We start from the raw sequence: 24,829 nt of genomic DNA, 5'->3' as shown, positions 1-24,829 counted from the left end.
TGACGCCGGGCGACCGACAGGCTCGCGATGCCCCGTGCCGCACGCCGGTTCGACGTGCCACGTCGGCGGCTCAACGGTTCAGCCAACGGCGCCGTTCCAGTCGTTGAACGGATCCCACCCGCCCGGCTTCACGTAGGCTTCGCCGCCCACGGTGACCAGTGGATGCCCGGCTTCTCGCACCCGCACGACGCCGATCTGGCGAAACGCCTCCGGTAGATCGTGCGCGGGGTCGAAGGTCGCCAGCAGTGCATGATCTTCCCCTCCACAGAGCACGAAGTCGGCGGCTTGTGCACCGACCACGGCATCGACTGCTCGCAGTGCGTTCGCTTCGGCTTCGATAAACGCATGAGACAAATCGATCGAGCATCCACTGGCCGTCGCAATGCGCCCGGCGTCGAGAACGAGCCCGTCAGACACGTCGAGCATCGACGTAGCTCCGGCCTGGGCGGCGAGCACTCCGGCTGCGAGAGGAGACATCGGCGCAAGCTGCGCGTTGACGAGAGCGGGGTGCTGGGAGCGAATCACCCGCCCGAGCGCGGCGTCGGGCTCGCGCGGCGCGCTGCCAGATGGCTGGCGAATGGGCGTGACCGGCTCAGCGGCGGCCAGCTCGGCGGCCGCAAGCCCGGGCTCCGACGACGTCGCCTGGTCGAAGAGCAGCCAGATGCCAGCGCCGGCGCGACCAAGGTCGCCCGCGACCGCCACGATGTCACCGGGGCGGGCTCCCGAGCGAACGACGGGGGCTCGACCGTCGAGGTCGCCGAAGGCGGTAACGGCGATCGTGAGAGTATTCGAAACCGACAGGTCGCCGCCCACCACGCCGGCAAGCGGAGCGAGTGCGGCGCACGCGTCGCGCAATCCGTCGGCGATGCCCTCGAGCGTCGCGACGGGAGTCGAGAGTGGAGCCGCAATAGCCACCACGAGAGCGGAGGGCGTAGCTCCCATCGCGGCGACGTCGGCGAGGTTCGTGACCGCCGCCTTCCACCCCAAGTCGTGTGGGGTCGACCACGCGAGGCGAAAGTCAGGCCCGTGAATCATCATGTCGGTCGTGACCACGAACCGGGCATCCGGAGCCGAGATCACCGCAGCATCGTCGCCTGGCCCGAGCAGCGCCGCTGCCGCGTTCGGCAACCGCGGAAAAATGCGCTTGAGCGCCTCAACCTCGCCCACGCTCTCAAGCGTGTCGCCGGCGCCGCCCTCGCGAGTGACGCGCGTGTCGCGCGCATCGCCCAGGTCGTGCGGGTCAGCGGCGCCGCTCTGGCGCGGATCGTCGGCCGGAAGCTGAGGGTGCGCCCCATGAGTACTCACCTCACAACGGTAACCTGTCAGAGATGTCTGCTCGTAAACGCCTCCTCGTTCCCGGTGCCCTGGTGGCCGCTTTCGCCTGCGTCGGTCTATCGGGTTGTGCTTCGACTGTCGCTCTCGACCCGGCGGCGAGCGCCACCGACCCGGGCTGCGCCGAGATCATGGTGCGATTGCCCTCGACCGTGGCCGGCTTAGACCAGCGCGAGACGAACGCGCAGGCGACCTCAGCGTGGGGCTCCCCCGCGTCTGTGCTGCTGCGCTGCGGTGTCGAACCGTACGGGCCGACCACGCTGCCCTGCGTCAATGTGTCGGGCATCGACTGGATCGAAGACGACTCCCAGAAGCCGTCGTACACCTACACGACCTTCGGTCGGAGCCCCGCAACGCAGGTCATCGTCGATTCCAACGCCGTCTCGGCCTCGTCGGCACTTATCGACCTGCAAACGGCCGTCGCCGCCGTTCCCCAGACAAGCCAGTGCCTCGGCGCTGACGACCTCTTCGGCACCACGACTCCCACCCCCGACGCCGGCTAGCCACCAGCCACGTGGCCCTGTTCGGTTTGTCGGGCGATGCGTTCAGCTGTGCACGTGCACGTGCACGTCTCGACGGTGGCCGACTCGAACGACCAACACCAGCAGCCGATCGTCGCGAATCTGATAGATGACCCGGTAGTCGCCTGTTCTCACCCGCCATTCCCCCATGCCGCCCACAAGTTGTGTAGCGGCAGGAGGGCGCGGATCTTCGCTGAGCAGTTCTACCACCGCCTGAATGCGCCTGCGTGCTTGCGGGTCGAGCTTGCGAAGCTGGCGGCTGGCCGCGGGAGCAAGTTCTATGACGTAACTCACGAAAGTCCGAGTTCTGCCTTCACCTCTGCCCAGGGAACAGGAGTCTCACCGGTTCGCAGCATCTCTTCGCGAGCCAGTTCGGCTTCTCGAATGTCGGTCATGTCTTCTGCTAGAGCGATGAGGTGAGCGAGATCGTCAGAATCGATCAGTGCCGCAACCCGCTTGCCGTGACGCTCAAGATAAACGGGCTCATGCTCGGTGCGCACCTGATTCACTATCGAAGCAAGCTGCTGCCGTGCCGCAGAGACGGGTACATCGGAGAGAATCGTCATGAACAAATTGTACAAAATATCGCCACCGTGTACAACGGACAACAGGATAGCGGTTGTGGTTGTAAGAAGCTAGGCGTTCAGTCCGCGGCGGTCGAGGAGAGGGGCGATTTCGGCCGGGCGACCGCGGAAGTCGACGAATGCGTCGAGCGGGTCGTGCGAACCGCCCACGCCGAGCAGGCGGGAGCGAAAACGGTCGCCATTCGCGCGCGTAAGGCCGCCGTTGGCTCGAAACCACTCCACGGTGTCGGCGTCGAGTATTTCGCTCCAGATGTAGGAGTAGTAGCCCGCGTCGTAGCCACCTGAGAAGGTGTGGGCGAAGTAGGTGCTCGAGTACCGTGTGGGCACCGCAGGGTTGTCGAGCCCTGCCGCGGCTAACGCCGCCGCCTCGAACACCGACACGTCGTCGACCGACGCCGAGTCAGCCACCGAAAGGCCATGCCATGCCTGGTCGAGTAACGCAGCCGCCAGGTACTCGGAGGTGGCGAACCCCTCGTTGAACCCCGCAGAGGCCTGCAGCTTTTCAACGAGCTCGGGCGGCATCGGGGCACCGGTTTCGTGGTGCACGGCGTAGTTCGCCAGAACGTCGGGCCAGAGCATCCACATTTCGTTGACCTGGCTGGGAAACTCTACGAAGTCGCGAAACACGTTCGTTCCCGCGAATTTCGGGTACTTCACTCGCGCGAAGAGTCCGTGCAACGCGTGGCCGAACTCGTGAAAGAACGTGGTCACCTCGCTGTAGGTGAGCAACGTGGGCATATCGTCGGCGGGCTTGGGCACGTTGAGGTTGTTGGTGACGACCACCGGATGCCCGAGCAGTTCATTCTGCGATATGAGCGAGTTCATCCACGCGCCCCCGCGCTTCGAGTCTCGCGTGTACAGGTCGAGCAGGTAGAGACCGACGGGCGACCCGTCTTCGTTGCGCACCTCGAAGACGCGAACCTCGGGGTGGTAGCCCACGAGATCGGTGCGCTCGGTGAAACTCACCCCGTAGAGATGAGACGCCGCGAAAAACACGCCGTCGTGAAGCACACGTTCGGCCTCGAAGTACGGGCGCATCTCGCTTGTGTCGACGTCGTAGGTCGCCTTACGCACCTTTTCGCTGTAGTACGCCCAGTCGTGGGCGGCGAGCTCGAACTCGTCGCCGATGAGGGCTTGCAGGGCATCCATCTCGGCCCGCGCATTGCGAGCGGCGGGCCCGGCGAGCTGACTCAGCAGGGCGAGCACGGCCTCGGGCGTCTTCGCGGTTTCGTCGCTCGTGACGAAGGCCGCGTGGCTGGCGAACCCGAGCAACTCGGCGCGCTCGGCGCGAAGGCGGGCGAATTCGAGCACGATCGACCGGTTGTCGTAGCTGCCGCCGTGGCCACCGCGCGAGCGTGAAGCGCTCATGATGCGTTCGCGAAGCGCCCGGTTGGTGAGCGATGCGAGGTACGGATGCCCGGTGGGCAGCACCAACGTGATCACATACTTTGCTGGCAGCCCCCGCTCGCTCGCTGCAGCAGCCGCGGCCGAAATCTCGCCCTCGCCGAGCCCCTCGAGCTCGGCGACATCGTCGACCACCACTGCCAGCTCGTTCGTGTCGGCCAACAGGTTCTTCTCGAACCGGGTGGTGAGCGTCGAGAGCTTCTGGTTCAGCTCGGTGAGACGCCGCTTCGCGTCGGCATCGAGCCCCGCGCCGGCCTGCGTGAATTCAGCGAAGTACCGCTCGACGAGGTAACGCGACTCGGGGTCGAGCGACTCCCGAACCTCGTAAACCGTGCGAATGCGCTCGTAAAGCACCCCGTTCAGTCGAATCGCATCGGAGTGGGCTGCCAGCCGCGGTGCCAGCTCTTCTTCGAGCGAATCGGTCACGGCGTTGCTGTCAGCAGAGGCCTTGTTGAAGAACACCGCCGCAACGCGCGAGAGGGTCTGACCGCCGCGCTCGAGCTCGACGATCGTGTTGTCGAAGGTCGGGGCATCCACGCTGCCCACAATCGCCTCGATTTCAGCCAGGTGCTCGGCCAGCCCTCGCTCGAACGCAGGCGCGTAGTGCTCGTCGCGTATCTCGGCGAACGGGGGCAGCCCGAACGGCAATGCGCTCGGCTCGAAGAACGGATTCGTCATGCTTCGAGCCTAGGCCCCCGCGCAAAAGCAACCCCCGGGCGCAAATTGGGCAGGTGACGGGGCCGCGCGTAGCGTGAAGGCATGACAGTTTCTCTCGTGACTTTGAACAATGGCCAAACGATTCCGCAGCTCGGGTTCGGAGTGTTTCAGATCGACCCTGCCGACACGCAAGAGGCGACCCTGACGGCACTCGAGGTGGGCTACCGTCACATCGACACCGCCGAAATGTACGGCAACGAAAAAGAGGTTGGGCAGGCCGTCGCTGCGTCGGGCCTGAACCGCGAAGACGTGTTCGTGACGAGCAAACTGAACAACGGCTTTCACGCGAAACCGGATGCCCTGCAGGCCTTCGACAAGACTCTCGACGCCCTCGGCTTCGAATATCTCGATCTCTTTCTCATCCATTGGCCGCTGCCCGCCGTGGGTGACTACGTCGAAACCTGGCAAGCGATGCAAGAGATGCTTGCCGGCGGCCGCGTTCGTTCTATCGGTGTCTCGAACTTTCAACCCCACCACCTCGAGCGCCTGATCAAAGAGACGGAGGTCGTGCCGGCGGTCAACCAGATCGAAATTCACCCCTATCTCACCCAAGACGACGTGCGCACTTTCAACCGTGACCACTCAATCGCCACCGAAGCCTGGTCACCCATCGCCCAAGGCAAGGTGCTCGACGACCCCACCATCGTCGACATCGCCGAACGTCTCGGCAAGACTCCCGCTCAGGTGACTCTGCGCTGGCACATTCAGCGCGGCGACATCGTCTTTCCGAAGTCCGTAACTCGCGAGCGTGTCGTCTCGAACTTCAACATCTTCGACTTCGAGCTCACCGACCAAGACGTGCTCGCCATCACAGCGCTGAACCGCGACGAGCGCACCGGCCCGAACCCTGACGAGTTCAACCACATTCCGCGCTGACGGGCGTCACTGCCGCGCTTCCCTAACGCGTTTCCCTGCAGCGTTTCATTGCCGCGTGTCACTGCTGCGTTTCTTTGCCGCGTTTTCCTGCCGCGTTTGCCTGCCGCGTGCGCCGTGTCTCCAGCCGCGGCCCGCGCTGTAGCGTTGAGACATGACAGTACCGATGGTGACCCTCAATAACGGTGTCGAGATTCCGCAGCTCGGGTTCGGCGTCTTTCAGGTACCCGTCGATGAGGCCCAGCAGGCCACCCTCAGCGCCCTCGAGGTGGGCTACCGTCACATCGACACCGCGCAGTCGTACCGAAACGAGAAGCAGGTGGGGCTGGCAGTCGTCGAATCAGGGTTGCCGCGCAGCGAGGTATTCGTCACGAGCAAGCTGGGCAACGGTTTTCATGCGCCGACGGATGCCCGGTGGGCCTTCGAGCGCACCCTCGGTGAACTCGGATTCGACTACCTCGACCTGTTTCTCATCGACTGGCCGGCCGACGAGGTGGCCGACTTCGTCGAGACCTGGCAGGTCTTCGAAGAACTGCTCGCGTCGTGCGCTGTGCGGGCCATCGGTGTGTCGAACTTTCAGCCGCAGCACCTCGAGCGGCTGCTGGCCGCCACAGACGTGATTCCTGCCGTGAATCAGATCGAAGTGCATCCGTATTTCACCCAAGACGCACTGCGCGAGCAGAATCGCGCGAACGGCATCGCTACAGAAGCGTGGTCACCCATTGCGCAAGGCAAGGTGCTGGGTGACGAGACCATCGGAGCCATCGCCGCTCGCCACGGCAAAACGCCTGCTCAGGTGACCTTGCGCTGGCATATTCAGCGCGGAGACATCGTCTTTCCGAAGTCCACGACACCGGCGCGCGTCGCCGAGAACTTCGACCTTTTCGACTTCGAGCTGAGCGACGACGATGTGACCGCCATCACCGCGCTCAATCGCGACGACCGCACCGGCCCGAACCCCGACACGATGAACATGGTTCCCGACCGGCAGCGCGAGCTGAGGCCCTGAGCGCTGAGATCAGGCCCTGAATGCTCAGCTGAGGCCCTGAGCGCTGAGTTGAGGCCCTGTGCGCTCAGGCCCGGCAGCTACCGCGCGAAAGCGTACGGCTCAAGCGCGAGCGCGATGAGCTCGTCGATGATCTCCGGGTAGCTCAGCCCCGTTGCGATCCAGCACTTCGGAAACATCGAAATCGGCGTGAACCCCGGCATCGTGTTGATCTCGTTGATGACGAATCCACCCGGCGTCAAGAAGAAGTCGACTCGCGCCAACCCCTCGCAACCGATGGCCGCGAACGCCCGCACGGCGAGCGACTGCATCTCGGCGAGTTCGGCAGCCGTCAGATCGGCGGGGCAGACCAACTCGATGCCCGGCGCGTCAAGGTACTTCGCGTCGAAATCGTAGAACTCGCGGCCCGTCATCACGATCTCACCGGCGACGGATGCCCGTGCCGAAGCCCCCGAACGACCCTGCAGCACGCCGCATTCCACCTCGCGCCCCACGATGCCCTCCTCGATGAGCACGCGGTCGTCTTCGGCGAAAGCAACGGTCATCGCCGCGGCCAGCTCGCCCCATTCTTTGACTTTGCTCACACCGACCGACGACCCGGCTCGTGCCGGCTTGACGAAGACGGGCAGGGCGAGAGAACCCACGAGATCGGCAACCGACGACGGCGACGACGCCCATTCGCGCGCAGTCACCGTGTGCCACGGCGCCACCGCGATTCCGGCCTGCGAGAGCACGGTCTTGGTGAAGTGCTTGTCCATACCGAGGGCGGAGGCGAGCACGCCCGCGCCGACGTACGGCAGCCCGACGAGATCGAGCAGCCCCTGAATGGTGCCGTCTTCGCCGTAGGGCCCGTGCAGAATGGGAAAGACCACGTCGACGGCGCCGAGCAAGCGAACGGCACCCTGGGCATCCACCACCGTCAGCTCACGCGAGACCGCGCTCTCGGGCCAGTGCACACGCGTACCGTTGTCGTGCACCTCAGGCAAGTGCGCCGGGTCGAGCGTGAACTTGGTGGCGTCGTCGTCTTCGAGCACGAACGCCCCGTCGTGGGTGATTCCCACCGGAATCACCTCGTAGCGCGAGCGATCAATCGCCCGAAGAACCCCGCCCGCCGTCGCGCAACTGATTGAATGCTCGCTGGAACGGCCGCCAAAGAGCAGAGCCACCACGGTTTTGTCTGCCATCATTCGGCCTTTCGCCCTGGGGTTCGAGTGAATCTGTCGTGAGATGAGGTGCAATATCTCGAGGGTTCAGCGTACCGGCTAGCACCTGGCTGACCTGCTGCACGATGGGCATGTCGACTCCGCGGGCGGCGGCGAGAGTAAGAATCGGCGCAACCGAGGCCAGCCCTTCGGCCGTCTGCTGCATGCGCCCCACCACATCGGCGAAGCTGTACCCCTGGCCGAGCAGTCGCCCCGCGGTGTTGTTGCGCGAGAGCGGCGAGCTGCTGGTGGCGATGAGGTCGCCGAGGCCCGCAAGCCCAGCCATGGTCTCGGGATGCGCGCCGTACGCCATGGCGAACGCCGTCATTTCGGCGAGCCCGCGCGTGATGATGGAGGCTTTCGTGTTCTCGCCGTAGCCGACCCCGTCGACGATGCCGATGGCCACGGCGATGAGGTTCTTCAGCACCCCGCCGAATTCGGTTCCCACCACGTCGGTGTTGACGAACGAGCGAAAATATCGGTTCGTGGCGACCATAGCCACGGCTTCGGCTGTCGCCAGGTTGTCAGACGCAATGACGGCTGCCGTCGGCTGCTCTTTCGCGATCTCGAGCGCCAGGTTGGGTCCGGATGCTACAGCGAGCCGCTCACGATCGATGTCGAGACCCTGCTCGAGCACCTGGCTCATGCGCAGCCCAGTGCCCTTCTCGACACCCTTCATCAGGCTGATGACAATCGCCTCATCGCTCACGAGCGGTTTCAGCGCATCGAGGTTCGAGCGCAACGACTGGCTCGGAATCGACACGAACACCATGGCGGCACCGTTGACCGCTGCCTCGAGGCTCGCGGTGGCGCGGATGCTCGGCGGCAGATTGATGCCCGGCAGGTAATCGCTGTTGCGCTTCGCCTCATTGATCTCGCGAGCCAATTCGGGGCGACGAGCCCACAGGGTCACATCGGCTCCCCCGTCGGCCAGAATCTTGCCGAACGTGGTGCCCCAGCTGCCGGCACCGAGAATGGTGACCTTACGCGGCGGCGCGTCGATCACCTTCACCTTGTTTCGCCTGGCCATTTAGAGCGCCCCGTATTCTGTTTGGTTGTGTTGGGCCGGGTTCCAGCGCTCGGCCGGGGCTTTTTCGCCGCGAAGCTCTTCGACAAGCGACGTGATGGCCGCCATCACCAGTTCCGTCGCCTCGACGAGCGCGTTCTGGGTCAGGGCTTCTCCCCTGAAACGGCTCAGATCGACGGCATCGCCGAACCTCACGTGCACGGTTTTGCGTGGAAACAGACTGATCTTCTTGCTCCAGCGCGGCAGAATCTGCTGGGTTCCCCAATGAGCCACCGGAATCACCTCGACGTTGTTCTCGAGCGCGATGCGCACGGCGCCGGTCTTGCCACGCATCGGCCACAACGACGGTTCGCGGGTGAGCGTTCCTTCGGGGTACACGATGACGCCCTCACCCGATGCTGCGAGGTCGTGTGCAGCAGAGATGGCCATGCCGCCCGACGTTTTCGTCGCGCGCTCTACCGGAACCTGCCGCACGGCCCGCAGCGCCGAACCGAGCACCGGAACGCTGAACAGTGACGCCTTCGCGAGAAACCTCGGCACTCGCCCGAGCCGCCACACCGACCATCCGATGACCACCGGGTCGATGTCGCTGAAGTGGTTGGGGGTCAGCACGAACGAGCCCGTCTTCGGCAGCTTCTCGCCGTTCTGCACGTCGAGCTTCGAGATGGCCATCATAAATGCGATGGCCGGTGCCGCGAGTACGCGAAAGGTGAAATTCTTCTCGCTCGCCATCGGCAGGCGTTATGCCGCGAAGGAGAAGTCTGCTCCCAGCTTCTCGAGCTTGCCGGTGAAGTCACCGTAGCCCCGGCTGATCAGCCCGACATTGCTCACGCGCGACCGGCCTTGAGCCGTGAGCGCTGCGATGAGGTGGCTGAAGCCGCCGCGCAGGTCGGGAACCTCGATGTCTGCTCCGTGCAGCTTCGTGGGCCCGGTGATGACCGCGGCCTGCTCGAGTGCACGACGTGGAACCCGACGGCCTTCGCCCTCGAGCCCGTCTTTGTGCACCGTGATGTCGGCACCCATCTCGACCAGGGCCTCGGTGAAGCCAAAGCGGTTCTCGTAGACGGTCTCGTGCACGACAGAAGTGCCGATGGCCTGTGTGAGAGCAACGATGAGCGGCTGCTGCCAATCGGTCATGAAGCCCGGGTGCACGTCGGTCTCGATGACGACCGGCTTGAGGTCGCCGCCCGGGTGGAAGAAGCGAATGCCGTCTTCTTCGATGTCGAAGTCGCCGCCGATCTTGCGAAAGACGTTCAAGAACGTCATCATCTCTTGCTGCTTGGCGCCCACGCAGAAGATGTCACCCTTCGTGGCGAGGGCAGCGGATGCCCAGCTCGCGGCCTCGTTGCGGTCGAACAGTGCGCGGTGGTCATACCCCTTGAGGCTGTCGACGCCCTCGATGAGGATGACGCGGTTCGGCTCGATGGAGATGATGGCGCCCATCTTCTGCAGCACCGCGATCAGATCCATGATCTCGGGCTCGATGGCCGCATTCTTCAGCTCAGTGATGCCCTTGGCACGAACACCGGTGAGCAGAACCTGCTCTGTGGCACCCACGCTCGGGTAGGGCAGCTCGATGTTCGCGCCCTTCAACCCGTTGGGAGCAGTGATGTTGATGCCGCTCGGCAGCTTGTCGACCACGGCACCGAAGGCGCGCAGGGCGTCGAGGTGAAAGTCGATGGGGCGGTCGCCGATACGGCAGCCGCCGAGGTCGGGAATGAATGCGTGACCCAAGCGGTGCAGCAGCGGGCCGCAGAACAGAATCGGAATGCGGCTCGAGCCCGAGAGCGCGTCAATCTCGGCACTCTGGGCAATCGCCACGTTCGTCGGGTCGAGCACCAGGGTGCCCGATTCGGGGCTGCCCGTGATCTCGACACCGTGAATCTCGAGCAGACGCGAAACGACGTGCACATCGCTGATGTCGGGAACGTCGCGCAGAACGCTCTTCGTGTCGCCGAGCAGCGAGGCGACCATGGCCTTGGTGACCAGGTTCTTGGCCCCGCGAACGTCGATGCGGCCGCGCAACGGGCGACCGCCGTTGACGATGATGGTGTCAGAGAGAAGACCCACGCGAGCCGCCGCCTTCTGTGCGTCGAGCATAAGAGATGCGTCTTGGAGGAGTGTATTCATAAAAGGGTGCTGCCTACTTCACTGGGAGGGTCTTCGGTCGCCATGACGCGCGGCGGCTTTCGAATTCTGTGATCTCTGCCTCACTTCGCAGAGTGAGCCCGATGTCGTCAAGACCTTCGAGCAGCCTCCACCGAGTGTAGTCATCGATGGCGAAAGGCAGCCGGAGGTCGCCTACAGACACGGTTTTCGTGATCAGATCGACACTGATTTCACGCCCGGGAGCCTCATCGATGGCGGCCCAGATCTTCTCGATGTCGGCCTCAGAGAGCTGAGCCGCGAGCAGCCCCTGCTTACCCGAATTGCCGCGGAAGATGTCGCCGAAGCGCGAGCTCAGCACAGCGTCGAAACCGTAGTCGCGCAACGCCCAGACGGCGTGCTCACGGCTCGAGCCGGTGCCGAAGTCGGGGCCGGCGACGAGAATCTTCGCACCCGTGTACTCGGGCTGGTTCAGCACGAAGTCAGGGTCTTGGCGCCACGAGTAGAACAGGGCATCCTCGAAGCCCGTCTTTGTGACGCGCTTCAAGAACACGGCCGGAATGATCTGGTCGGTGTCGACGTTCGAGCGCGCCAGTGGCATAGCGACACCCGTGATGACAGATACAGCGTGCATGATCAGACCGCCTTCGAGGTAGCGCCGGCATCGGCGAGTTCGGCTTGCAGATCCCACGGCGACGAGAGCGTGCCGCGAATCGCGGTTGCCGCGGCGACCTGCGGCGACACGAGGTGGGTGCGGCCGCCCTTGCCTTGCCGACCCTCGAAGTTGCGGTTCGAGGTGGATGCACAGCGTTCGCCGGGCGCCAACTGGTCGGGGTTCATGCCCAGGCACATTGAGCACCCCGCAAAACGCCACTCCGCACCGAATTCTTCGACGATCTTGTCGATACCCTCGGCTTCTGCCTCGATACGCACTCGGGCAGAACCCGGAACGACCATCACTCGAACGTTGTCGGCCTTCTTCTGACCCTTGATGATGGAGGCGAAGGCGCGCAGGTCTTCGATGCGGCTGTTCGTACACGAACCCATGAACACCGCGTCGACCGCGATTTCTTTCATCGGGGTGTTCGCGGTGAGAGCCATGTACTCCAGCGCCCGTTCGGCGTTGGCGCGGTCGTTCGGGTCGGCGATGAGCGACGGGTCGGGCACGTTCTCGCTCAGCGAGACTCCCTGACCCGGGTTGGTGCCCCAGGTCACAAAGGGCTCGAGCTCGTCGGCGTTCAAGAACACCTCGGCATCGAACACCGCGGTGTCGTCGGTGACCAGCGTCTTCCAGTACTCGATTGCGTCGTCCCAGTCGGCGCCCTCGGGCGCGTGCGGGCGGCCCTTCAGGTACTCGAAGGTGGTCTCGTCAGGCGCAACCATGCCGGCGCGGGCGCCCGCCTCGATCGACATGTTGCAGACGGTCATGCGGCCATCCATCGACAGTGCGCGGATGGCCGAGCCGCGGTACTCGAGCACATAACCCTGCCCGCCGCCGGTGCCGATCTTCGCGATCACCGCGAGAATGATGTCTTTCGCGCTCACACCCGGGCGTAGCGTGCCCTCGACGGTGATGGCCATCGTTTTGAACGGCTTCAGCGGCAGCGTCTGCGTGGCGAGCACATGCTCGACCTCGCTGGTGCCGATTCCGAAGGCCATGGCGCCGAATGCACCGTGGGTCGAGGTGTGCGAATCGCCGCAGACCACGGTGACGCCGGGCATGGTGAGCCCGAGCTGAGGCCCGACCACGTGCACGATGCCCTGCTCCACGTCACCCAGCGAGTGCAGCCGAACGCCGAACTCTTTGGCGTTGGCGCGCAGCGTGTCGATCTGCAGGCGGCTCGTGGCGTCTGCGATGGGCCGGTTGATGGCGAGCGTCGGTGTGTTGTGGTCTTCGGTGGCGATGGTCAGATCGGGCCGGCGAACCGGGCGACCCGCGGCACGCAGACCGTCGAACGCCTGCGGGCTGGTGACTTCGTGAACGAGGTGCAGGTCGATGTACAGGAGGTCAGGGGTTCCGTCTTCGCCTTTGACGACAACATGGTCATCCCACACCTTCTCGGCGAGGGTGCGAGCCCTGACTTCTGACATTGGTCTTCCTTCTCGAGAGTGGGCGTGAGACGCCGCACTGTGCGTTTCTATCCGCTCATTCTAACCGCGCGGGTCTGAATTGATTCCCGGGCGCGCCTCTTGGTTGCTGTCGATGCGCATCTTGATGAGGCTCGCGACCGTCGCTACGGCCATCGAAAGAATGATGACGGCGAGGGAGGCGAAGGTGCTGATGTCGGGTACCCAGTCGATGCCCTCACCGTTGTTGATGAAGGGCAATTGGTTGTCGTGCAGGGCATGGAAAACGAGCTTCACGCCGATGAACGCGAGGATGAACGCGATGCCGTAGTGCAAGTAGACGAGCTTGTCGAGTAGACCGCCCAGCAAGAAGTAGAGCTGGCGCAAGCCCATCAGCGCGAAGATGTTCGCCGCGAACACGATGAACGGACTCTGCGTGATGCCGAAGATCGCCGGAATCGAGTCGAGCGCGAACAGCAAGTCGGTAGAGCCGATGGCGATGAACACAATGAGCATCGGCGTGAAGAACTTCTTGCCGCTGATGGTGGTGCGAATCTTGGTGCCGTCGAAGTCGGGTGAGAGAGCCACGCGTTTGCGCAGGATTCGCGTGATCAGGTTGTCTTTCTGACCCTCTTCATCATCGTGTTTACCGAAGGCCTGCTTGATGGCGGTGTAAAGCAAGAAGGCACCGAAGATGTAGAAGATCCAGCTGAAGTTCTCGATCAGGCTCGCGCCCAGCACGATGAAGATCGCGCGCAGAATCAGGGCGATGATGATGCCCACCATCAGCACCTCTTGCTGAAGCTTTCGGGGCACCGCGAAGCGCGCCATGATGATGACGAACACGAACAGGTTGTCGATGCTGAGGCTGTACTCCGTCACCCAGCCGGCCAGAAACTCCACCGCGTGCGTGCTGTCACCGATGACCCACATGAGCCCGGCGAAGATGAGCGCCAGCACCACGTAGAAAACGACCCAGAGCGTCGACTCTTTCGTCGACGGAATGTGCGGGCGCTTCAGCACCAGCAGCAAGTCGCCGACGAGAATCAGCGTCAGCACCACTAGCGACGTGATCTCGAACCAGAGGGGTAAAGCGGTCATTCAGTGAGCCTTTCGCGCGTCAAAGTCGCGAAAGTCTCTCCCGCACGCCGAGTTCGTTACACACTCGAATCGTGCCACCGCAACCGGGCTCCCGACGACGGAAACCGTATTGACGACAACGGTGAACTGGGATACTCCCCTTCACTGAGAAAGCTTACAGGAACCTCGACAACCTCGAGAAGCTCAGGCGCCGAGGTTCGTCTTCAGTTCGGCCTGGATGCGCTTCAGCTCAGAGGTGAACCGTGAGACAGCGGCCGCCGGCACGGCTGCCCGGGCAGCATGTTTGCGCAGATCGACCCGAACCGAGGCGCGAAAGCCGTTGAGTGCGAGTTCTACTTCGCGGATGGCGTCGGCGTTCTGAGTGCGCTGGTCGGCGGGTTGCTCGGTGCCGGTGGGTTGCTCGGTGCCGGTGGGTTGCTCGGTGCCGGTGGACTGCTCGGTGCCGGTGGATTGCTCGGTGCCGGTGGATTGTTCGGCGCCGTTGCCGTAATTGGGCTGCCGATCGGTGGGCCGTTCGCCTGCCGAAGCGCGAGTGCCCGAGGTGCTGCCGGTGTCGGTGTACGTGCGGCCCGGGTCTGGCCGTGACGACTGGGCCGCTGCGGCAAGATCCGCGCGCAGGCTGCGCATGGCGTCATTCACGCCCGCGCGGAGGCCGTCGGCGAGCTGCCGCACGGAGTCGGTCACGTTGTTCTCGATGGAGTCGAGGTCGTCGCGCCGGGCATCCAACTCGGCCCGGCCCGCATCAGTAATGGAGTAGACGGTTTTGCGTCCGTCGGTGCTCTTGGTGACCAGACCTTCGTCTTCGAGTTTCGCCAGGCGCGGGTAGATGGTGCCGGCGCTCGGGCTGTAGGTTCCGCCGAAACGGTCGCTCAGGGCCTGGATGAGCTCATACCCGTGGCGTGGATGCTCGGCCAGCAGACTAAGCAGGTACAACCTCAGATCGCCGTGGCCGAAGATGCCCGTCACGCTGTCGCCTCTGCCGGGGTCTCGTATGCCGGGTTCTCGTATGCCTGCGCGGCGGCCGAGCGTCGTACGGCGGTGATGTCGCCCGCAACGGAATTCGCGTGCACCTCGGCGAACCGGCCGTTCAGCGAACCAGTAGTGAAGTTCTTGCCCTTGCCGTAGATGCCGCGAAAGACGCTGCCGTCGAGGCTCAGCACGCCGGAAACAGTGTTGACGTTGTACCGGGCGCCGAGAGTGTCGTCGAAACGAACGGTGAAGCCACCCGAGACGGTGTTGTTGTCGATGGTGTCGACGGTTCCGTCGAGGTCGACGAAGACGTTGGCTGCGACCCCGTCTGCCGAGAACTTCGCCACCTCGCCACTGACCGTGATGTCGCCCGAGACGGTTTTGGCGCTGACGTCTCCCCTGTGATCGCTCACCGAGATCTCGCCGTTGACCGTGTTGATCTCGAGGTCTCCGGTGACACCGTCGATAACGACGTCGCCGTTCACTGAATTGATCTTCACCGAGCTCGTGAGGCCTGAGATGAGCGCGCTTGCACTCACTACGCCGAACTTGAGCGCAACCTCGCGGGGAACCAGCAGGCTCACGTCGGTTTTCGCCGTGCCGCGGAACGACGCGAACACGTCGATGAAGTTATCCCACCGCAACTGCGGGTGATCGATTTCGAGGTGGTCGCCGTCGATCTGCACCTTCAGGTCTTTGCCGCTGACCGAGTGCACCTCGACGCGGGCGCCGGGCTCGTCGTGCCCGATGATGTCGATCTTGCCGCCGATCAGGCTGATCTTGACCGAGCGAACCAGGTCGAGATCGATGACTTTCGGCTCAGACACGAGCCATTTCTCCAGCGCCATGCTGAACTCCTCTCACCGCCGCGGTGCTGCGAGCTGCACGGTTCTGGCAGTCGAGCTATATCGCGTCTTGCGTAGGCCCAGCGTAGGTCGGGGGTGCTGGCTAAGTCAAGCTATATCGCGTTTCTCGGCCGAATTGCAGCGCACGCCTGGTCGCCGGGGCCCGAGCGGGCTGGCGGCGCGCAACGGAATAGTCCACACACGTGTCGGCGTGCTGTGCGCACGCGCAGCGACGTGTGGACTATTCCGTCGAGCGGAGTCGCCTGGGCGCATGGGCGCCTGGGTGCCTGGGTGCCTGGGCGGTCAGCGTGCCACGACCCGTGGATGCTCGCGCCAGGCCGGAAGCTGAGCCATGTACTCGAGCGTGGCCTTCTCCACCTGCTCGGGCGAATCGGTCGGGTGCGACTTCTGCTGCCACAGCGCCATGCGCCGAAACCGCTCATCGAAGCTCTGCAGGTTTCCCGCTTCGTCGGTGCAGTGGTCGCAATAGGGGCCCGTTTCGATGGGCATGCCGCAACTCTGGCAGGTGAGCATGGTGGTGGTGTCGGTCGCCAGTGCGTCGGCCGGCATAGTGGGTTCGGTGGTGCTCTGAGGGGCTCCTCTTATTCGGCCGACCGACGTGAGGCCGAGCCGACGTGAGGCCGAGTCGGTGTTAGGCCGGGTAGCGCACCCAGGTGAGGGTCGCGAGCGAAGTGCCTGAGGTCGTTGCCACCGGCTCGACCGTGGTGAGGGTGAGCGAGCCGTCGGCAAGCAGGCCGATGCGGCGGCGCTGGGAGGTGTCGTTCCAGCTCGGAATGGCTGAGATCTCGATCTCGTGGGTCACGATCTGCGCGGCCTCGTCGACCCAGAAGCGGGCCGAGTAGGCGAGAAAGTACGCGTCGGCGCGGTCGGTGCCGGGGCCCTTGTCTGAGGCGCCGGCCTCATCGGTCGACCTGAGTATCTGCGCCGACATGCGGCCGTCACCGGTGTACAGAATCGAGCCCTGTGGATGCTCGCCGAGCGGCAATCGCGTCTCGCCCGTGTCTGCGGTCTCGACGTAGGAGCGAAGCATCCAGCTGCCGAGCAACGTAGAGGTGGTGGCGAGTGCGACTGAGGTCATACTCCATTATCGCGGCGCAGATGAGGCCGTGTCAGGCAGCGGAAGCCAGGCACGCGACGGGTGTGCCGACTTCTGTGAGGATTCGAATACGATCTCCGTGCGGGTTGCCATGTGAGCGACTCTTTTCGCCCGGACAGAGACCGATGCACGACAACACTCTCTCTTCCTGGAAGCGGTTCTGGGAACGGGGCGGGTGGTGGAAGGCACTGATCGTCGTGCTTGTCTACTACGGCCTCTACCAGCTCGCCGCACTGGTGGTGTTCTGGGTGTTCGGCGGGCTCGATCTCGCGGCAGGCAGCGCCTTGGGCATCTTCATCGGCACGGGCCTGCCGATTCTGATCGGCGGCGTCATACTCGTGGTCTTCGCGTGGTCGATCGGGTGGCTTCGCGAGCTGTTCGGCCGGCAGGCGATTCGCGGCCGCGGCTGGATGTGGGTGGCGATCGCCGTGGTGCTTCTCACGAACATTCTCCGATTCGCCGCCATCGACTATGCGCGTGCTGGTGCAGCCGTCGTTCTCTCGTGGATGCTGACGGGGCTGCTCATCGGCTTCGCGGAGGAGGTTCTGACGCGCGGCTTCGTGGTGAATCTGATGCGGAAGGCCGGGCATCCTGAGATCGCAGTCGCGCTGGTGTCGGCGGCGCTCTTCGCGGTGCTACACGGTGGTAACTTTCTCGGCGGCCAGAACGCCCCGGCGACTCTTCTTCAGGTGGGATACACCTTCTTCTTCGGCCTGCTGATGTACCTGGCGTATCGGGTGACCGGGCTGCTGATCGTTGCGATTCTGCTGCACGCCAGCACAGACCCGAGCATCTTTCTGCAAGTGACGTACCCGTCGGGTGGCCCACTCGCTGCGGTCGCGGGCTTCGGCAACGTCATTGTGATCATCACCGGGATCGTTCTGCTGATCGTGCTTATCGCCAGCGGAGGCAGAGACCGCGCGTTTGCCCGCCCCGCGCTTCTGAAGGGCGACCCTGCGCTCGCCGGTCAGTCGTAGGTGTGCAACAGCAGCCAGACGTCGCGGTGCTCGTCGTACCGAATGTCGAAGACGCGTGCCTCGCCGTCGTTAGCGGTCGCCTGAAACCGCCAGCCCGGGGTGGGGCGCGGCGGATGCGTCAGGGCGCTCGCGTCGAGAAAGAGCTCGGGAAGGGCATCCGCAAGCCGTGTCGGTGAGTCGGTGACGCGAAACCGCCTGGCACGCCAGACCAGGCGGTTGGGGCGGCCGTCTTTCAGCCAGACTGCGACCACTTCGTCGATCTGAATCATGTTGAGTTCCCTTCGCCGGTGCGGGTCGCCAGTGCATGGTGTCGCTCGGCCGCTCGCCTAGATCATTCGAAGATATGTTCGAATAAACCGACTGTAGACGGATGCTCGGTGACACGCCAAACGAATGTCGGAGCATCTCGTTAGCGTGTACGCATGGCTTATTCCACCTCGACCTCATTCATCGACATCGCAGCGAGCACCGAACGGGTGTGGGCTGCCGTCACGCGGCCCGAACTGGTTCTGCGCTGGCAGTACGGCAGTCACCTCATCACCGATTGGAGCGTTGGCGGGCCCATTCGCTTCATTTCGGAGTGGGAGGGGCAGCGGTTCGAGCAGTGGGGAACGGTGCTCGAGTTCTCACCTGCTCAGAGCCTGAAGTACACGCTCTTCGCGCCCCGGGCCGACTTGGCCGACGTGCCGGAGAACTACTTCGTCATGACGTACACGCTGACGCGTTCGGGCGATTCGACGCGCATCACGATCGTGCAGGAAGACCCGCGGCCGAGCGAGGGCGGTGACGACCTCTTCGAGGGCGCGGGTGATGACGGCGACGAGTTCGAAGATGAGCTCGACGACGAGGAATACGAGAGTGGCGAGGGCCGATTCGCCGACGACGGGGCGGCTCGCGAGGAGAACCCCGTGCTCATCGCGCTCAAAGAGCTCTGCGAGGAGTAAGGCTCGGCGGGGTCCAAGGCTCGGCGGCGCCGGAGCGGGAGAGGAAGTGGGAGAGCGAGACATGGAGACGTACACAGCAGCGCAGGTTCGTGCCGCTGAAGAACCGCTGCTCGCGGCGGGTATTCCGCTGATGGCGCGCGCGGCTGCGGCGCTTGCCGAAGAGACCCGGGCCCTGCTCGAGAGGTCTGGTGTCGCTACCGGCGCGGCTCGCGTGCTGGTTCTCGCGGGTTCGGGCAACAACGGGGGTGATGCGCTGTTCGCCGCCGCGCAGCTCGCTCGTCTTGGCGCGCGAGTGGCGATCGCGCCGACGTCTGAGCGCATCCACGAGGAGGGGTTGGCGGCGGCGGTCGCCGCGGGTGCCGCCGTGATCGCCGGGGGCTCCGCCGTCATCGACAAGGGCGCCACCAAGCTCGCCGGGGGCTCGCCCGGGATCGCCGATGGTGCGTCGTACGTGGAGCAGGTCGCCCGGGTTGCGGCCGAGAGCGACATCATTCTCGACGGAATACTCGGCACCGGAACGAGCGCGAACCCGGCATTGCGGGGGCTGGCCCGAGACATTGTGGCGGGCATCCTCGGCGCCATCACCGCCACCGCCAACACCACCACCACCGCAACCACCGCCGAAACGTCTTCGCACGCGACGGCAGGCACGGCTTCGGGCGAGTCGGGTACGGCGACGACCGGGCTCACCGAGCCCCTTGTGGTTGCGGTCGACCTGCCGAGCGGAGTCGGCGCCGACGACGGGGTTGTTCCCGACAGCACGGTGCTCGCGGCCGCCATCACCGTGACGTTCGGCGGCTGCAAGGCCGGCCTGCTGATCGAACCCGGAGCGCGCTACGCGGGCCGGGTCATCGTCGCCGACATCGGTCTGGGCGAGTCACTCCGGCGCGTGGCGAGCGACGACGCCAGTGGTTGAGCCCGCAGCATGAGCGCGCCTGGCACGCGGGCGCAGCAAGCCCGCGGGCACAGCAGGCTACAGACCCACGCTGCCCTGCATGATGCCACCGTCGACGAAGACGGTGGTCGCCGTCATGTAGGCCGACTTACCCGAAGCCAAGAACACCACGAGATCGGCTATTTCGTTCGGTTCTGCCAGCCGCCCCAGCGGAATGGCGTCGTTGAGGTCTTTGAGCTTGGCCGGGTCGGCCATGGTGCTGGCGTTGATGGGCGTTGCCACGGCACCGGGCGCCACGTTGACGCTGCGAATGCCGTACTTACCGAGTTCGACGCCCGCGGTTCGGGTGAGCATCCGCGTGCCGCCCTTTGATACGCAGTAGGCGATGTTGCCCGGCATCGGCCAGTCTTCGTGCACCGACGAGATGTTGATGATGAGCCCGCCGTCGCCCTGCGCGATGAACTGCTTCGCCGCGAACTGTGTGCCGAAGAAGGCGCTCTTGAGGTTGATGTCGAGCACGCGCTGGTACTGCTCTTCTGTGGTGTCGAGGATGCCCGTGCGAGTCTCAACCCCGGCGTTGTTCACCATCACGTCGAGTCGCCCGAACGCCTCGACGGCTGCCGCCACCATCGTGTGCAGATCGGCCGCCTTACTCACATCGGCCTGCACGCCCACGGCCTTGCCGCCAGCAGCCTCGATCTTGGCGATGATCTCGGTGGTCTCTTCGGGGTTGCTGATGTAGTCGATGACGATGTTCGCACCCTCGGCTGCGGCGGCGACCACGATACCCTCGCCGATGCCGCTGTTTCCGCCAGTGACGATGATGGTTTTACCTGACAGCAGCACGGTTTCTCTCCTTTGATGGCTACCCTCAGGCTATCGGCTGGGGCCGCGCGAGCTGGGGTCGGGGCGTGAATTTCATCTCGTTCGGCTGAGTGCCGCGAATCTCCACCCTGACGCCGATTTTCGGGGCTACGATTGCCCCGTGACCGACATCGAGCCCACTCAGCCCCCCGTCGTTGTGACCACCCCGAGGGCCGGGGCGACCGCGCCCGATTCCCAGGCAGCCGGCACGCCGGGCGCAGGCGGCTCAGCCACGAGTGCCGCACCCGGCACGACTGACACCTCCACCGGCGGCGCCACCACCATCGTGTACGTCAACCCGCCGGCCGCCCCGAGCGCACCCCTAGCCGTTGCAGCCCCCACGCCCTCGCGGAAGAGCGCCTCGCTGCTCACCGCCTACGCGCTCTTCTTCTTCTTCGGCTGGACGGGAATGCACCAGGTCTACCTCGGCAACACCCTGCGCGGCGTGAGCTACATCTTCACCTTCTCGTGGTTCACCATCGGCCTCTGGATCGACCTCTTCACCCTGCCCGCACAGGTGCGCCGAGTGAACACCGAACGGATTCTCGGTCTGCGCTGAGCATCAGGGTTCAGCCGGTCACGTCAACCGTCTCCGCGAAACCGCTCGACTGGTTACGGTTGACCTAGGCAGGAGCGTTCATGGCGAATCAGCATTTCACTCTCCCCACGGGGCGGGCCCTCGGTCTGACCGCGGCAGGCGATCCGGGTTCTCGGCGCATGGTGGTGGTGTGCCACCCTGCGCCGGGGGCGGGTGGCTTCGACCCCGATCCGCTGATCACGGCCGCTTCGGGCATCCAACTGCTCATGATCGACCGGCCCGGCTACGGCTCGTCTGACCCGTTCGCCCGCGACGACGACCCCACCATCGAGCAGCACGCCGACGACCTCGCGTACTTCTTGAACCACTCTGAGCGCGTCTCGCGCAACATGAACGCGGTCGATTTCGGTTCGGTGGGCGTCATCGGCTGGGGCGCGGGCGGGGCCACCGCCCTCTCGCTCGCGGCCCGTTACCCCGAACTCGTCGATCGGCTCGCGATCGTGGGTCTTGCGAAGGCGGGCGGTCGCGGGCTCATCGAACCGGTGCGGCGGATGCTCGGGCTTTCGCGCATCGAATCATTCTCCCCTCGCTCTGAACTTTCGCGTGTCATCGCGGCTCACGGTGAGCTCACGCTCCAGTCGCTCGGTATCGACGAAACGGACTCGGTCTTGGCGCAGCGCGGTCTTCGCGGCCGACTCGATCGCATGATCGACGACGCCGCACGGCAGGGCGCCGCGGGGCTCTCGAGCGACCTGATCGCGTTTCGCGACCGCTCCTGGACCCTCGACCTGCCCGCCATCACGGCCGAGACCCTGCTGATCTACGGCGATCGAGACCCCACGGCGACCGTCGGCGACGGCCACTGGTACGGCCGCCGCATCCGCGGTTCACGGGTGGTCGACGTCAAGAACGCCGGAGCTTTGGCGATTGTGAGCCAATGGCAGCGGATTCTTGCGCACGTGACTCGCCCGACCAGCTCGGCGCCCGTCGCTGCCGCCGACGGCCCCGCCTCCGCCGCCGCCTCTGCCTCCGCCTCCGCCTCCGAGTGAGTCCGATACGTCGAGTTGAGCCTGTTGTAGCGGCCTCAATTCGACGTAACGGGCTCACAACGCTGGTGGGATGCCATGCGACGCGGGAAGCTAGGGCGCTGCTAGCGCGAAGCGGGGGTCGAGGGCTGTTTGACCCCGTCGAGCAGCAGGTCGAGCATCCGTGCCGCCTGAGTGCGCTGCTCGGCGGTGCCGGTGATCATGCTCACACCGCCCATGGCGAGAAGCACGTCGTCGGGGTCGAGATCTGACCGCAGTTCGTCTGTCGCCACGCCGGCGGCCATCAACTCTGCGACCGCCTGCTGCATGAGGTCGCGGGTCTGCATGCGCAGGTCGCCGCCCGACGTCAGAACGGCCCGCAGCGCATCGGCCATGCCGTGTTTGGTGGCCATGTAGTCGGTGAACAGTTCCATCCAGGTGCGTAGTGCCGCGACCGGCGGCAGCGTCGTCACGAGAGTGGATGCCGCAGCCGCGAGCTTGGCCGATTCGGTTCGGTACGTCGCCTCAATGAGGGCCTCGCGGGTCGGAAACCGCCGATAGAGCGTGCCGATTCCTACTCCGGCCTCTTTCGCAATGGCTTTGAGAGAGGTGTCGGCCCCCTCGGTCTGAAAGAGGCGCGCCGCAGCTTCGAGCACGCGGTCGCGATTCGACTGGGCGTCGGCACGCAGACCCCGCGCGAGGTCACCGCTTGTTGGCTGCTCAAGAGTCATGACGCTCCACTGATCGGGGTTGCTATCTGGAGCCGCCTCCACTTATAGTAGTAAGCGGATTCAGCTCCACTTAGAGCGTACCCCAGAATCTTCGAGCGCGAAGGATGCCCATGCCCACCCCACTCATCACAACTCCGTTCGGCGCGCAATCGACCGCCGCAGAGGTCATTGCGGGTGTCGATCTCACCGGCAAACGCGCCATCGTGACCGGCGGCGCCTCGGGCATCGGTCTCGAGACCGCCCGCGCCCTCCTGAGCGCTGGCGCTGAGGTGACCCTCGCCGTTCGAGACCTCGAGCAGGGGCGGAGGGCGGCGGATGAGCTGGGCGCCACCGGCGGCGAGGCCAGCAGCAGCGGGCGCGGGCGCGAAAGTGGCGCCGACAGCACAAGCAGCAGCACCAGCACAAGCAGCAGCAACAGCAACAGCAACAGCGACAGCAGCACAAGCAGCGGCAGCGTTCGCGTGGGCCTGCTCGACCTGGCCTCCCAGGCCTCCATCGCCGCATTCGTCTCCGCCTGGTCGGGCCCGCTCCACATTCTCGTGAACAACGCCGGCGTGATGGCCACCCCCGAGTTGCGCACCCGAGAAGGGTGGGAGCTGCAGTTCGCCACCAACCATCTGGGCCACTTCGCTCTGACCGTGGGCCTTCACGATGCCTTAGCGGCGGCGCACGGCGCCCGCGTGGTGGTGGTCAGTTCGGTAGGTCACCTGAACGGCCCGGTTCTCTTCGACGACATCAACTTCGAACACGACCCCTACGACCCGTGGGCCGCCTACAGCCAATCGAAGACGGCGAACGTACTATTCACCGTCGAAGCCGCCAATCGCTGGAAGAACGACGCCATTACGGTCAATGCGCTCACACCGGGGCGCATCCGCACCGGCCTGATGAGACACCTCGACAGCCAGCCCACGGCCCCGCCCGCTCGGTTTCAGGCCGACAACCCCGACATCGTCTACAAGACGGTGGAGCAGGGCGCTGCAACCTCGGTGCTGCTGGCGGCATCACCACTCGTCGACGGTGTGACCGGCCGGTACTTCGCCGATTGCGCCGAAGCCGCGCCGCAGCAGCCGGGCATCCGTCTCGGCGTCGCCGACTACGCGGTCGACCCTGAGAATGCCCGGCGGCTGTGGCAGGTGTCTCTCGACCTGCTCAGCGCAACGCCCGACCCGGCGGGAGAAGAAACGCCGTGAAACGCAGCATTCTCGGCGTCACCGGCATCTCCACGCCAGCCGCGGTGCTCGGGGCTCGGTGCTCGGTGCTCGACCCTCGGTGCTCGGTGCTCGGTGCTCGACCTTAGGTTGCGTCGGCGCGGCTAGCTGGCCCTGGTGCGCCCGGGGTTCACGAGCAACGCGTCGACGATGAGGTTCAGCAGGCGGGCGATTCGCTCCGGCCCGTCGTCACGCGAGGTGGCGATGAACGCGCCCTGAGTCAGCGCCGTGATGTCGACTGCGATCACATCGGCCCGAAATGCGCCCGACTGCACGCCCGCCACCACGATGGTGTCGATGGCAGCAGTCACCCGAGCACGCGTCGTACTGCGCCGCCCGGGAGCCGCCCCCGCGCTCAAAGCCGGCAGAATGCCGCGTTTGGCGGCAATGAAATCGGCGTAACGGCCCATCCAGGCACGAAGGGCTGATTCGGGATCGAGCCGGCTGAGCAGATCTGCGGCATTGGTCGTCACTTTTTCGAGCTCGACCGCGTACACCGCCTCGAGCAGCGCCTCGCGGCTCGCGAAGTTGCGATAGAGCGTTCCGATGCCCACACCGGCGTCTTTGGCGATCGATTCGAGTGCGACAGCGTCGCCCGATTCGGCAAACATGGCCCTGGCGACCTCGATGATGCGGTCGCGGTTTCGTTGCGCGTCGGCGCGCAGGGGGCGCTGCACTTCGCCGGTGAACTCGGGCCGAACATCCTGAGTCTGAGCGTTTGCTGCATTCAAGTGGAGACACCTCCGTTCTTGCGATAGGTTGACCGTACTGGA

Annotated in this window: 27 protein-coding genes and 1 pseudogene; 9 read left to right on the top strand and 19 right to left on the bottom strand. The window is 64.9% G+C overall.

All coding sequences use genetic code 11. From position 1 onward, the window contains the following. Nucleotides 1-78: 78 nt before the first annotated feature. Entirely contained in the window at nucleotides 79-1,305 is a 1,227-nt protein-coding gene (locus tag IEX24_RS04035; RefSeq protein WP_443741642.1) for a thiamine-phosphate kinase, read from the bottom strand. Nucleotides 1,306-1,328: 23 nt separating this feature from the next. On the opposite strand from IEX24_RS04035, the gene IEX24_RS04030 reads away from it, so the two are divergent. Beyond that, nucleotides 1,329-1,835, top strand: a complete 507-nt coding sequence (locus tag IEX24_RS04030; RefSeq protein WP_188673995.1) for a DUF3515 family protein — start codon at nucleotides 1,329-1,331, stop codon at nucleotides 1,833-1,835. A gap of 42 nt (nucleotides 1,836-1,877) precedes the next feature. Here IEX24_RS04030 and IEX24_RS04025 read toward each other — a convergent pair whose 3' ends face one another. The 3 genes from IEX24_RS04025 to IEX24_RS04015 form a co-directional block, all read right to left on the bottom strand. Further along, nucleotides 1,878-2,147, bottom strand: a complete 270-nt coding sequence (locus IEX24_RS04025; RefSeq protein ID WP_188673993.1) for a type II toxin-antitoxin system RelE family toxin — start codon at nucleotides 2,145-2,147, stop codon at nucleotides 1,878-1,880. Beyond that, entirely contained in the window at nucleotides 2,144-2,419 is a 276-nt protein-coding gene (locus IEX24_RS04020) for a type II toxin-antitoxin system Phd/YefM family antitoxin (protein WP_188673990.1), read from the bottom strand. Before IEX24_RS04020 ends, IEX24_RS04025 begins: the two co-directional genes overlap by 4 nt. Nucleotides 2,420-2,488: 69 nt before the next feature. Then, complete coding sequence (locus IEX24_RS04015; RefSeq protein ID WP_188673987.1) at nucleotides 2,489-4,519, bottom strand: M3 family metallopeptidase; 2,031 nt, start codon at nucleotides 4,517-4,519, stop codon at nucleotides 2,489-2,491. A gap of 81 nt (nucleotides 4,520-4,600) precedes the next feature. Between IEX24_RS04015 and IEX24_RS04010 the strand changes: the two genes are divergently transcribed. Beyond that, nucleotides 4,601-5,434 (top strand): aldo/keto reductase, encoded by an 834-nt coding sequence (locus tag IEX24_RS04010; protein WP_188673983.1) that lies wholly within the window; start codon nucleotides 4,601-4,603, stop codon nucleotides 5,432-5,434. A 151-nt stretch (nucleotides 5,435-5,585) separates the two neighbouring features. After that, nucleotides 5,586-6,440, top strand: a complete 855-nt coding sequence (locus IEX24_RS04005) for an aldo/keto reductase (protein ID WP_188673980.1) — start codon at nucleotides 5,586-5,588, stop codon at nucleotides 6,438-6,440. A 77-nt stretch (nucleotides 6,441-6,517) separates the two neighbouring features. On the opposite strand, the gene IEX24_RS04000 is transcribed toward IEX24_RS04005, so the two are convergent. The 11 genes and pseudogenes from IEX24_RS04000 to IEX24_RS03945 all read right to left on the bottom strand — a co-directional run bounded on the left by IEX24_RS04000 (nucleotide 6,518) and on the right by IEX24_RS03945 (nucleotide 16,853). After that, complete coding sequence (locus tag IEX24_RS04000) at nucleotides 6,518-7,621, bottom strand: D-alanine--D-alanine ligase family protein (protein WP_188673975.1); 1,104 nt, start codon at nucleotides 7,619-7,621, stop codon at nucleotides 6,518-6,520. Further along, nucleotides 7,524-8,669 (bottom strand): NAD(P)H-dependent glycerol-3-phosphate dehydrogenase, encoded by a 1,146-nt coding sequence (locus tag IEX24_RS03995; RefSeq protein WP_188673972.1) that lies wholly within the window; start codon nucleotides 8,667-8,669, stop codon nucleotides 7,524-7,526. Before IEX24_RS03995 ends, IEX24_RS04000 begins: the two co-directional genes overlap by 98 nt. Next, on the bottom strand, nucleotides 8,670-9,398 hold the full coding sequence (locus IEX24_RS03990; RefSeq protein WP_188673969.1) for a lysophospholipid acyltransferase family protein: 729 nt from the start codon (nucleotides 9,396-9,398) through the stop codon (nucleotides 8,670-8,672). Between the two features lie 9 nt (nucleotides 9,399-9,407). Further along, nucleotides 9,408-10,796, bottom strand: a complete 1,389-nt coding sequence (gene murA, locus IEX24_RS03985; RefSeq protein WP_188673966.1) for a UDP-N-acetylglucosamine 1-carboxyvinyltransferase — start codon at nucleotides 10,794-10,796, stop codon at nucleotides 9,408-9,410. A 13-nt stretch (nucleotides 10,797-10,809) separates the two neighbouring features. Next, nucleotides 10,810-11,406 (bottom strand): 3-isopropylmalate dehydratase small subunit, encoded by a 597-nt coding sequence (gene leuD / locus IEX24_RS03980; protein WP_188673963.1) that lies wholly within the window; start codon nucleotides 11,404-11,406, stop codon nucleotides 10,810-10,812. A 2-nt stretch (nucleotides 11,407-11,408) separates the two neighbouring features. Beyond that, nucleotides 11,409-12,863: a 3-isopropylmalate dehydratase large subunit gene (leuC, locus tag IEX24_RS03975; protein WP_188673960.1), complete on the bottom strand. Its 1,455-nt coding sequence runs from the start codon at nucleotides 12,861-12,863 to the stop codon at nucleotides 11,409-11,411. 60 nt (nucleotides 12,864-12,923) lie between these two features. Next, complete coding sequence (locus tag IEX24_RS03970) at nucleotides 12,924-13,940, bottom strand: TerC/Alx family metal homeostasis membrane protein (protein WP_188673957.1); 1,017 nt, start codon at nucleotides 13,938-13,940, stop codon at nucleotides 12,924-12,926. Nucleotides 13,941-14,522: 582 nt separating this feature from the next. Continuing rightward, nucleotides 14,523-14,906: pseudogene (locus IEX24_RS03960) on the bottom strand (PadR family transcriptional regulator); the annotation flags it as partial. Then, on the bottom strand, nucleotides 14,903-15,757 hold the full coding sequence (locus tag IEX24_RS03955; RefSeq protein WP_188673946.1) for a DUF4097 family beta strand repeat-containing protein: 855 nt from the start codon (nucleotides 15,755-15,757) through the stop codon (nucleotides 14,903-14,905). The gene IEX24_RS03955 and the pseudogene IEX24_RS03960, both read right to left, overlap by 4 nt. Before the next feature lie 300 nt (nucleotides 15,758-16,057). Next, nucleotides 16,058-16,264, bottom strand: a complete 207-nt coding sequence (locus tag IEX24_RS03950; protein WP_188673943.1) for a hypothetical protein — start codon at nucleotides 16,262-16,264, stop codon at nucleotides 16,058-16,060. Nucleotides 16,265-16,406: 142 nt separating this feature from the next. Further along, nucleotides 16,407-16,853 carry a lipocalin-like domain-containing protein gene (locus IEX24_RS03945; RefSeq protein ID WP_188673940.1) on the bottom strand — a complete coding sequence of 149 codons (447 nt, stop codon included), beginning with the start codon at nucleotides 16,851-16,853 and terminating at the stop codon, nucleotides 16,407-16,409. Nucleotides 16,854-16,996: 143 nt separating this feature from the next. Between IEX24_RS03945 and IEX24_RS03940 the strand changes: the two genes are divergently transcribed. Next, complete coding sequence (locus IEX24_RS03940) at nucleotides 16,997-17,848, top strand: CPBP family intramembrane glutamic endopeptidase (protein ID WP_188673938.1); 852 nt, start codon at nucleotides 16,997-16,999, stop codon at nucleotides 17,846-17,848. Here the strand turns inward: IEX24_RS03940 and IEX24_RS03935 are convergent. Then, complete coding sequence (locus tag IEX24_RS03935) at nucleotides 17,839-18,117, bottom strand: hypothetical protein (protein WP_188673935.1); 279 nt, start codon at nucleotides 18,115-18,117, stop codon at nucleotides 17,839-17,841. The genes IEX24_RS03940 and IEX24_RS03935 overlap by 10 nt on opposite strands. 153 nt (nucleotides 18,118-18,270) lie before the next feature. Between IEX24_RS03935 and IEX24_RS03930 the strand changes: the two genes are divergently transcribed. Further along, nucleotides 18,271-18,792, top strand: coding sequence for an SRPBCC family protein (locus IEX24_RS03930; protein WP_188673932.1), 522 nt, complete (start codon nucleotides 18,271-18,273; stop codon nucleotides 18,790-18,792). Nucleotides 18,793-18,853: 61 nt separating this feature from the next. Beyond that, the gene (locus tag IEX24_RS03925; RefSeq protein WP_188673929.1) at nucleotides 18,854-19,708 is read left to right on the top strand and encodes an NAD(P)H-hydrate epimerase; all 855 of its coding nucleotides are present in this window, start codon (nucleotides 18,854-18,856) and stop codon (nucleotides 19,706-19,708) included. 57 nt (nucleotides 19,709-19,765) lie between these two features. Here IEX24_RS03925 and IEX24_RS03920 read toward each other — a convergent pair whose 3' ends face one another. Continuing rightward, on the bottom strand, nucleotides 19,766-20,533 hold the full coding sequence (locus IEX24_RS03920; protein ID WP_188673926.1) for a glucose 1-dehydrogenase: 768 nt from the start codon (nucleotides 20,531-20,533) through the stop codon (nucleotides 19,766-19,768). A 139-nt stretch (nucleotides 20,534-20,672) separates the two neighbouring features. Between IEX24_RS03920 and IEX24_RS03915 the strand changes: the two genes are divergently transcribed. Both IEX24_RS03915 and IEX24_RS03910 read left to right on the top strand, forming a co-directional pair. Then, nucleotides 20,673-21,110 (top strand): TM2 domain-containing protein, encoded by a 438-nt coding sequence (locus IEX24_RS03915; RefSeq protein ID WP_188673923.1) that lies wholly within the window; start codon nucleotides 20,673-20,675, stop codon nucleotides 21,108-21,110. An 80-nt stretch (nucleotides 21,111-21,190) separates the two neighbouring features. Then, nucleotides 21,191-22,138: an alpha/beta fold hydrolase gene (locus tag IEX24_RS03910; protein ID WP_188673921.1), complete on the top strand. Its 948-nt coding sequence runs from the start codon at nucleotides 21,191-21,193 to the stop codon at nucleotides 22,136-22,138. A 101-nt stretch (nucleotides 22,139-22,239) separates the two neighbouring features. Here the strand turns inward: IEX24_RS03910 and IEX24_RS03905 are convergent, their stop codons facing one another. Next, complete coding sequence (locus IEX24_RS03905) at nucleotides 22,240-22,845, bottom strand: TetR/AcrR family transcriptional regulator (RefSeq protein WP_188673918.1); 606 nt, start codon at nucleotides 22,843-22,845, stop codon at nucleotides 22,240-22,242. A 110-nt stretch (nucleotides 22,846-22,955) separates the two neighbouring features. Here IEX24_RS03905 and IEX24_RS03900 point away from each other — a divergent pair, with 110 nt between their 5' ends. Next, nucleotides 22,956-24,038: an SDR family NAD(P)-dependent oxidoreductase gene (locus IEX24_RS03900; RefSeq protein ID WP_203585935.1), complete on the top strand. Its 1,083-nt coding sequence runs from the start codon at nucleotides 22,956-22,958 to the stop codon at nucleotides 24,036-24,038. Nucleotides 24,039-24,160: 122 nt separating this feature from the next. Here the strand turns inward: IEX24_RS03900 and IEX24_RS03895 are convergent, their stop codons facing one another. Beyond that, nucleotides 24,161-24,787, bottom strand: a complete 627-nt coding sequence (locus IEX24_RS03895) for a TetR/AcrR family transcriptional regulator (protein WP_203585936.1) — start codon at nucleotides 24,785-24,787, stop codon at nucleotides 24,161-24,163. Nucleotides 24,788-24,829: the final 42 nt, after the last annotated feature.

Source organism: Subtercola lobariae, assembly GCF_014640255.1.
Lineage (GTDB): Bacteria > Actinomycetota > Actinomycetes > Actinomycetales > Microbacteriaceae > Subtercola > Subtercola lobariae.
This window is presented reverse-complemented; position numbering and strand designations above follow the sequence as displayed.

Coding starts and splice junctions, on each gene's coding strand:
- IEX24_RS04030 (WP_188673995.1), top strand. CDS start 1,329: ATGTCTGCTCGTAAACGCCTCCTCGTTCCCGGTGCCCTGGTGGCCGCT.
- IEX24_RS04020 (WP_188673990.1), bottom strand. CDS start 2,419: ATGACGATTCTCTCCGATGTACCCGTCTCTGCGGCACGGCAGCAGCTT.
- IEX24_RS04015 (WP_188673987.1), bottom strand. CDS start 4,519: ATGACGAATCCGTTCTTCGAGCCGAGCGCATTGCCGTTCGGGCTGCCC.
- IEX24_RS04010 (WP_188673983.1), top strand. CDS start 4,601: ATGACAGTTTCTCTCGTGACTTTGAACAATGGCCAAACGATTCCGCAG.
- IEX24_RS04005 (WP_188673980.1), top strand. CDS start 5,586: ATGACAGTACCGATGGTGACCCTCAATAACGGTGTCGAGATTCCGCAG.
- IEX24_RS04000 (WP_188673975.1), bottom strand. CDS start 7,621: ATGGCAGACAAAACCGTGGTGGCTCTGCTCTTTGGCGGCCGTTCCAGC.
- IEX24_RS03995 (WP_188673972.1), bottom strand. CDS start 8,669: ATGGCCAGGCGAAACAAGGTGAAGGTGATCGACGCGCCGCCGCGTAAG.
- IEX24_RS03990 (WP_188673969.1), bottom strand. CDS start 9,398: ATGGCGAGCGAGAAGAATTTCACCTTTCGCGTACTCGCGGCACCGGCC.
- murA (WP_188673966.1), bottom strand. CDS start 10,796: ATGAATACACTCCTCCAAGACGCATCTCTTATGCTCGACGCACAGAAG.
- leuD (WP_188673963.1), bottom strand. CDS start 11,406: ATGCACGCTGTATCTGTCATCACGGGTGTCGCTATGCCACTGGCGCGC.
- leuC (WP_188673960.1), bottom strand. CDS start 12,863: ATGTCAGAAGTCAGGGCTCGCACCCTCGCCGAGAAGGTGTGGGATGAC.
- IEX24_RS03970 (WP_188673957.1), bottom strand. CDS start 13,940: ATGACCGCTTTACCCCTCTGGTTCGAGATCACGTCGCTAGTGGTGCTG.
- IEX24_RS03955 (WP_188673946.1), bottom strand. CDS start 15,757: ATGGCGCTGGAGAAATGGCTCGTGTCTGAGCCGAAAGTCATCGATCTC.
- IEX24_RS03950 (WP_188673943.1), bottom strand. CDS start 16,264: ATGCCCATCGAAACGGGCCCCTATTGCGACCACTGCACCGACGAAGCG.
- IEX24_RS03945 (WP_188673940.1), bottom strand. CDS start 16,853: ATGACCTCAGTCGCACTCGCCACCACCTCTACGTTGCTCGGCAGCTGG.
- IEX24_RS03940 (WP_188673938.1), top strand. CDS start 16,997: ATGCACGACAACACTCTCTCTTCCTGGAAGCGGTTCTGGGAACGGGGC.
- IEX24_RS03935 (WP_188673935.1), bottom strand. CDS start 18,117: ATGATTCAGATCGACGAAGTGGTCGCAGTCTGGCTGAAAGACGGCCGC.
- IEX24_RS03930 (WP_188673932.1), top strand. CDS start 18,271: ATGGCTTATTCCACCTCGACCTCATTCATCGACATCGCAGCGAGCACC.
- IEX24_RS03925 (WP_188673929.1), top strand. CDS start 18,854: ATGGAGACGTACACAGCAGCGCAGGTTCGTGCCGCTGAAGAACCGCTG.
- IEX24_RS03910 (WP_188673921.1), top strand. CDS start 21,191: ATGGCGAATCAGCATTTCACTCTCCCCACGGGGCGGGCCCTCGGTCTG.
- IEX24_RS03905 (WP_188673918.1), bottom strand. CDS start 22,845: ATGACTCTTGAGCAGCCAACAAGCGGTGACCTCGCGCGGGGTCTGCGT.
- IEX24_RS03900 (WP_203585935.1), top strand. CDS start 22,956: ATGCCCACCCCACTCATCACAACTCCGTTCGGCGCGCAATCGACCGCC.